The following is a 6,658-nucleotide window of genomic DNA, read 5'->3' on the forward strand; positions in this document are numbered from 1 at the left end:
TGGAGATACTAAACGAACATGAAAAACCGCTGAAAAACAGCAAAATCATGCTGCTGGGTATCGCCTACAAGGGAGACATAGACGATTTGCGTGAATCTCCCGCCCTCAAAGTCTGGGAAGAGCTGGAAAAGAGGGGCGCTGATGTTATATACCACGACCCATACTGCCATAGCGCCAAGTGGAAGAGCGTCGTCGTCCGCTCCGCGGAGCTGACGCCGGAAAGCGTGGCCGCCTGCGACGCCGTGATCATCACCACCTGGCATAAACATAACATCGACTACCGGATGATACTGGACAACGCGAAAATTCTGTTCGATACCAAAAACGCCGTTGTAAGCGATTTGGGTGAAACCGTTTTGTCAGCTGAGAACTACAGCAGACTTTAGCGAGTTGTTAGGAGCGATAAGAGATGGACTTGAAAAGTTTAGCTTCTGAATTTCTTAATAGAACAATAAAAAATAGTGTGGAACATACAGGTATGGCAGATTCCACGAGAGCCAATACGATAAGCTTTTTGGATAATCCAAAATTTGCGAAAGATATAAATAAAAATTTGAATATTTCTGTAGTACTAGTGAGAGAAGAAGATGCACCTTTGCTCCATGAAAAAATTGAAGCAGTTATAGTGGAAAAGCCTAAAGCCGCCTTATTCGGCTTGCATAATGAATATTGTAAGCAATATTTAAAATATGGAGAAAACAAAATAGCGCCATCAGCCTCTATTCACCCTCTCGCTTATATCGCTCCTAATGGGGTAACTATTGGAGAAAATGTCGTCATTGCTCCCAATGCTGTAATTCTTGCCGGTGTGGAAATTGGCGATAACACGACCATTGGTCCAAATTGCGTTATCGGAGAAGATGGATTCCATGTATTTGAAGATTTAAACAAAGTCAAAAGAATCGTCTGTCATGATGGGTTTGTAAAAATCGGAAGCAATGTTGATATACAAGCATCTGTTACAGTTGATAAAGGATTTATGGGACGCGACACTGTTATAGGTGATGAGTGTAAAATCGATAATTTTGTACACATAGCCCATAGAGTACATGTTGGTGCAAGAACATTATTTGCTGGTGGTACCAGTGTTGGTGGCTCTACATACATTGGAAATAACGTCTGGATAGGATCCAAATGTACCATTTCAAATAGATTGACGATAGGAAGCAATGCACGAGTACTTATAGGGGCCGTTGTTATTCGAAATCTGAAAGAAAATGACATTGTTTCTGGTAATTTTGCGATGCCACACCAGAAGCACCTGTTGGAGAGTGGTCGCTTCTTGTTGGAATCATAATTATATTTAGCTAAATAAAAGGAGAAAGTAAGTGCCATGAAAAAGAACGTAATTACCAAAATTGCAGAAATTTCAGAAACAGATCCAAATCTTGTAAAACCAGATACGGAGCTTATGGACCTGGAATCTTGGGACTCACTCGCAAATGTTACATTTGTGGCATACGCTATCAGTGAATATGGCGTGAAATTGACCGCTGATGAGATGCTGGACGCGAAAACGGTATCAGATCTTATTCGTTTGGTTGAGAGTAAATTATTATAATGAGAGCCGTAATAGACGGAATTGGTATAAAGGCGATATCCGTCGCTGTTCCCAAGCAAAAACGGGGATATGACGATTTGGCAAAAATCGTTGGCGAAAAAAACGCTGGAAGGATATGCCAGAATACCGGTATAAATTTTGTACGCGTTAGTAAAGACGGAGAGACCGCTGCCGATTATTGTGAAGCCGCTGCAAAAATGGTGCTGGCAGAAACGACTAATGTAAGCGGAGTTGTGTTTGTATCACAAACTCCTGATTACATTTTGCCTGCTACCAGCTGCGTCTTGCAGCATAAACTTGGCTTGCCGTCCGATGTTGTTTGCTATGATGTGAATGCTGGCTGTACCGGGTTCATAAAAGGGCTTCACCTTGCTTCGATGATAGCCTCGTCGACTGAAGGCGATGTCCTGTTGTTGGTCGGTGATACAATGACTAAACATGTATCACCTAAAGACCATTCTTTGTTTCTGCTGATGGGTGACGCCGGCTCCGCGACGTTAGTTTCGCCTATAAAAGAAAGCCGCATGGCTTTTAATCTTAAAACGCATGGTGAAGGATACAAATCACTGATGATCCCTGCCGGGGGGAATCGGCTGCTGTCGTCAGACGCCTCCAGGCAAGTTGTGGAGTGCGAGAAAGGGAATTGGCGCTCCCAGGAACATCTTTACATGGACGGCATGTCGATAATGCTTTTCGCTTTGTCAAAAGCGACGTCTCTCATTGAGGAAGAAAGCGCTGTGCTGACTTGCCCTCCGGACCTCTACGTATTTCATCAGGCTAACGAGTTTATCGTGAAATCCATGGCAAAGAATCTAAAACTTGACAGCGACAAAGTAATTTTATCAGTAAAGGACTATGGAAATACTGGCCCTGCGTCAATTCCGCTCGCACTATGCGACACGCTGCCAAACCACAGTCAGAATATCAGGAAAAATGCTCTATTGGCCGGCTTTGGAGTTGGTCTTACTTTGGCAACGCTTATAACAGATCTGTCTAATACAAAATTCCATGCGGTGCAAGAGATATGACGCTCTCAAATAAAACCTTTGTCATAATGGGCGCCACCTCCGGCATTGGCAACGCATTGGCGGAAAAACTTTCATTCGACGGAGCCTCTTTAGTTTTATGCGGGAGAAATGCCGCCATGCTAAGCAGTCTTGCTGGAAAAATTCAGACAAAAAAACGTCTTATAAACATAGATGTCACATCTCCCTCCTTCGAAGAAGATTTCAACAGGGAGCTAGCCTTAGCGTCGGATGATTTAAGCGTGGAAAGGTTTGACGGCGGCGTCTATTGCTCCGGCATCGCGCCAATCATGCCCTTAAGGGGAATAAACAAAAAGACGATAAACAACATATTTGAAGTCAACTATACGGGAGCCATTCTCTTTTCAAAGGTACTTGCCTCCAAAAGCTTTAGGGCAAATCAATCTTCCCTTGTCCTGATATCCTCTGTAAGCGCACACGCCGGTGAAAAAGGGCTAGGCGCGTATGGCGCTTCCAAAGCAGCTTTAGAGGCTTCTGCGCAAGCGTTTGCCAGAGAACTCGCACCATTTGGAGTCAGGATAAACTGCGTGAGCCCCGGCTGGCTTGATACAAATATGAATAAAGAAAATATTTTGGCTGTGAATGGGCTGGAAGAGAAAATGAAAGAGGCACACCCGCTTGGCTTAGGTTCTGCCGTAGATGTTGCTTCCGCCGCGGCTTTTCTATTATCGGACGAAGCCAAATGGATAACGGGAACCACCGTCATAGTCGACGGTGGTTTCTTATCGTAGGTGATTAAGCCATGCTGATATCCTACCACCTCCCCCCAACCCCCCTAACCAACGAGATGTTGGAGGCCGCTTACGCCAATCCCTCCTGGACGGCGTCAAAGATATACCGCAAGACAGGCATTAAATCACGCCCCGTCTCGGGTACGGAACTCGTCTCCGACATGGCGGCAAGGGCGGCGGAGAACCTCTTTGACGAATACGGCATATCCCCGCGGGATATCGACTTTGTCATGCTCTGCACCCAAAGCCCGGACTATTTCCTGCCTACTACGGCCTGCATCGTTCAGAACTGCCTTGGCATCCCGACTTCTGCGGGATCATTTGATTACAACCTTGGCTGTTCCGGCTACATCTATGGCCTGGCGGCCGCCAAGGGACTTTTGTGTGCCGGCATTGCCAAAAACATCCTGCTCATCACCGCCGAGACATACAGCAAACACATCAACCCGCTGGACAGGAGTACAAGAACTGTCTTCGGAGACGCGGCGGCGGCCACGTATCTCACGCCTGACGATATCGACAAAATTGGCAGTTTTGTGCTTGGCACCGACGGCAAAGGCGCCCCCAACCTCATAGTCCCCGCCGGCGGTATGGCAAAGCCAAGAGACGAACAGAGCGCTGTTGAGCGTGAAGACGCCAGCGGGAATATCCGCAGTGAAAACAACCTCTACATGAACGGGCCGGAAATATATGCCTTCACCCTCAGGGCCGTTCCAGGGCTGGTCTCCGAGATACTGGAAAAAAACGCACTTACAGTGGACGGCATAGATTATGTCGTACTCCATCAAGCCAACAAGCTCGTCCTCGCCTCACTGCGAGACAAACTTGGGATTGCGGAAGAAAAATTCTGTCTTGATGTAGAAGAACTGGGCAACACCGTCAGCTCCACCATCCCCATCGCGATAAAACGAGCGCGGAAACGAGAACCGGAGAAACTTCGCCCCGGCGCGAAAATCCTCCTTGCCGGATTTGGCGTCGGCTATTCCTGGGGCGGGACCGTCATCACGCTCTGATAAAAACCAAGCAGACCGTCATACGCAGCACATACAAAAGGCAAAGAAAAGAAAGGAAGACATTACAATGACAATAGAAGAAAAACTTATCCTGATAGCCGAAACACTGGATGCCGAGCAGAACAACGTTAAACCGGAGACGGAACTCAAATCCCTTGAAGAATGGGACTCTATGGGAGTGATCTCCACCATCGCTATGCTCGACCGGAAATTTGCTAAAGTCCTCAGCGCCGAACAGATCGAAGAGCTGAAAACAGTCCAGGACATCCTCAACCTGATGGCCTAAAGATGAAACACGGCGTCTTTGGACTGGAAGGACAGCAAATACTTATAACCGGCGGCTCTTCAGGCATCGGCAGGGCGACGGCACAATTGGCTGCCGCGCAGGGAGCGCTATGCATAATCAACGGGCGCAGCGAAGCCAGGCTGAGCGAAACCATAGCCTCTCTTGAGGGAGAGGGGCACGTCGCGATCGCCGCCGAGCTGGCGCCGGAAAAGTGCGCCATGCTGGTGAAAGAGGCTGTTGCCAAAACGGGGCCTCTGAATGGCTTCGTCCACTGCGCGGGGATAGAAAAGACCCTGCCGTTTCGCATGACGGAACTTTCAGACCTGCACGAAATAATGTCCGTCAACCTTGACGCCTATTGGGAGATAACGAGAGAAATACTGAAAAAGAAAAACCACGAGCTCGGAAAACTATCCGTAGTCGCGATATCCTCAGTCGCCGGGCAATACGGCGCGGCGGGCAAGGCGGCATACGCGGCCTCCAAAGGGGCCTTAATATCACTCACAAAATCCCTGGCGGCGGAATATGCGGACCATAGAATAAGATTCAACTGCGTCTGCCCTGGATATGTAAAGACGCCCATGTTGGACAATATAAAGAGACTCTATAAAACAGAAACCGATTTTGAAAACGCTATCGCAGGAAGACACCTTCTGGGACTAGGAGAGCCGAACGACGTGGCTTCGGCGGCTGTCTATCTGCTCTCGGAGGCCGCTAAATGGGTGACGGGCAGCGTTGTGAATGTTGATGGCGGGTATAACTTATAAGACAAGAGGAGAATAAAAGATGCACAAAATAGCGTTAACCGGCTGCGGCAGAATAAGCAAAAATCATATAGAGGCGATAAACCAACTGAAAGAAGAGGGACTGGCGGAACTTGTCGCCTGCTGCGACATAATCCCCGAGCGCGCGATTGAGGCGGCGATGAAGGCCGGCAACGGATGCAAGTCATATACTGACTACCGGCAAATGTTCAAAGAGACCGACGCCGATCTCGTCACTCTCTGCACCCCCTCCGGCCTCCACCCCTACCAGGCCATCGAGGCGGCGGAAGCGAAGAAAAACATCCTCTCCGAAAAACCTCAGGGCTGTTCGCTGGCAGCCTGCGACCAAGCGATAACGGCGGCGGACAACGCCGGTGTCAAATACATGGTCGTCAAACAAAACCGCTTCAACCCCAGCATTCAGCTGCTGCGCAGGGCATACGAAAAAGGCCGGTTCGGCAAAATCTACATGATCTTAGCCAACGTCCTTTGGACCCGCCCGCAAGACTACTACGACATGGCCAAATGGCGCGGGGTCTACGAACTTGACGGCGGCTGCCTCTCAAACCAGGCGAGCCATTACGTGGACCTCGTACAGTGGTTCGGTGGCGAGGTAGCAGACGTCAAGGCGCAATACTCGACCCAAAAGATAAAAATGGAGGCCGAAGACACGATCTCCGTCGTCCTGAAGTTTAAGAGCGGCGCGATAGGCAGCATCAACGCGACGGTACTCACCTACCCGAAAAACCTTGAAGGCAGTCTGACGATCCTCGGAGAAAAAGGCACGGTAAGAGTCGGCGGCTTTGCGCTCAACAAGATAGAACAGTGGACATTCGCGGACAAAGACCCCATGGACGAAGAGGTAGCCAACGCCAACGAAGCCCCGCAGTCCGTCTACGGTCACGGACACCTGCCCTACTACCGTCATGTACTGGACGTGCTCGACGGTAAAACGGAGCCGATGTGCACGGGAAGAGAGGCCAGGAAAACTGTGGAGATTATTTTTAGTGCTTACAAGAGGAATATCTAAATTGAAGGTTCTTCTATTATCATATTCTACAATAGAATATGATGGTCGTTTGCGAGAACTAATCAAAATCGCCAAAGAACTAGGGGATACTTATTACGTGTCTCTGTCTATAAACAAGACGCCGTTAGAAGAAAAACATTATATTTATAAACCGCATGCAAGGTTTTCGTATTTGTTTTTTATTAATTATTGTCTAAAGGTTGCAAATCAAATAGGAGTTGTTGATG

At 48.3% G+C, this 6,658-nt stretch carries 10 protein-coding genes; all 10 read left to right on the top strand.

Going from position 1 to position 6,658, the window contains the following annotated elements; all coding sequences use genetic code 11:
- On the top strand, nt 1-386 hold a 386-nt coding region (locus RRY12_12215; GenBank protein ID MEG2185436.1), incomplete at its 5' end, for a UDP binding domain-containing protein.
- Nucleotides 387-409: 23 nt separating this feature from the next.
- Nucleotides 410-1,297: a hypothetical protein gene (locus tag RRY12_12220; GenBank protein MEG2185437.1), complete on the top strand. Its 888-nt coding sequence runs from the start codon at nt 410-412 to the stop codon at nt 1,295-1,297.
- Between the two features lie 36 nt (nt 1,298-1,333).
- Nucleotides 1,334-1,561 carry an acyl carrier protein gene (locus RRY12_12225; protein ID MEG2185438.1) on the top strand — a complete coding sequence of 76 codons (228 nt, stop codon included), beginning with the start codon at nt 1,334-1,336 and terminating at the stop codon, nt 1,559-1,561.
- Nucleotides 1,561-2,589: a ketoacyl-ACP synthase III gene (locus RRY12_12230; GenBank protein ID MEG2185439.1), complete on the top strand. Its 1,029-nt coding sequence runs from the start codon at nt 1,561-1,563 to the stop codon at nt 2,587-2,589. The genes RRY12_12225 and RRY12_12230 overlap by 1 nt, the downstream gene beginning before the upstream one ends.
- Nucleotides 2,586-3,338: an SDR family oxidoreductase gene (locus tag RRY12_12235; GenBank protein ID MEG2185440.1), complete on the top strand. Its 753-nt coding sequence runs from the start codon at nt 2,586-2,588 to the stop codon at nt 3,336-3,338. The genes RRY12_12230 and RRY12_12235 overlap by 4 nt, the downstream gene beginning before the upstream one ends.
- 11 nt (nt 3,339-3,349) lie before the next feature.
- The gene (locus RRY12_12240; protein ID MEG2185441.1) at nt 3,350-4,351 is read left to right on the top strand and encodes a ketoacyl-ACP synthase III; all 1,002 of its coding nucleotides are present in this window, start codon (nt 3,350-3,352) and stop codon (nt 4,349-4,351) included.
- Nucleotides 4,352-4,418: 67 nt separating this feature from the next.
- Complete coding sequence (locus RRY12_12245; protein ID MEG2185442.1) at nt 4,419-4,637, top strand: acyl carrier protein; 219 nt, start codon at nt 4,419-4,421, stop codon at nt 4,635-4,637.
- Nucleotides 4,638-4,639: 2 nt separating this feature from the next.
- Nucleotides 4,640-5,404: an SDR family oxidoreductase gene (locus RRY12_12250; GenBank protein MEG2185443.1), complete on the top strand. Its 765-nt coding sequence runs from the start codon at nt 4,640-4,642 to the stop codon at nt 5,402-5,404.
- A 19-nt stretch (nt 5,405-5,423) separates the two neighbouring features.
- Complete coding sequence (locus RRY12_12255) at nt 5,424-6,431, top strand: Gfo/Idh/MocA family oxidoreductase (GenBank protein MEG2185444.1); 1,008 nt, start codon at nt 5,424-5,426, stop codon at nt 6,429-6,431.
- Between the two features lies 1 nt (nt 6,432).
- Nucleotides 6,433-6,658: hypothetical protein (locus tag RRY12_12260; protein ID MEG2185445.1), on the top strand; the 226-nt coding region annotated here is incomplete at its 3' end.

The sequence above is a fragment of the Cloacibacillus sp. genome, assembly GCA_036655895.1.
GTDB lineage: Bacteria > Synergistota > Synergistia > Synergistales > Synergistaceae > JAVVPF01.

What these genes read in the sequence shown, in the direction of transcription:
- RRY12_12220 (MEG2185437.1), top strand. Translation starts at nt 410, where the DNA reads ATGGACTTGAAAAGTTTAGCTTCTGAATTTCTTAATAGAACAATAAAA.
- RRY12_12225 (MEG2185438.1), top strand. Translation starts at nt 1,334, where the DNA reads ATGAAAAAGAACGTAATTACCAAAATTGCAGAAATTTCAGAAACAGAT.
- RRY12_12230 (MEG2185439.1), top strand. Translation starts at nt 1,561, where the DNA reads ATGAGAGCCGTAATAGACGGAATTGGTATAAAGGCGATATCCGTCGCT.
- RRY12_12235 (MEG2185440.1), top strand. Translation starts at nt 2,586, where the DNA reads ATGACGCTCTCAAATAAAACCTTTGTCATAATGGGCGCCACCTCCGGC.
- RRY12_12240 (MEG2185441.1), top strand. Translation starts at nt 3,350, where the DNA reads ATGCTGATATCCTACCACCTCCCCCCAACCCCCCTAACCAACGAGATG.
- RRY12_12245 (MEG2185442.1), top strand. Translation starts at nt 4,419, where the DNA reads ATGACAATAGAAGAAAAACTTATCCTGATAGCCGAAACACTGGATGCC.
- RRY12_12250 (MEG2185443.1), top strand. Translation starts at nt 4,640, where the DNA reads ATGAAACACGGCGTCTTTGGACTGGAAGGACAGCAAATACTTATAACC.
- RRY12_12255 (MEG2185444.1), top strand. Translation starts at nt 5,424, where the DNA reads ATGCACAAAATAGCGTTAACCGGCTGCGGCAGAATAAGCAAAAATCAT.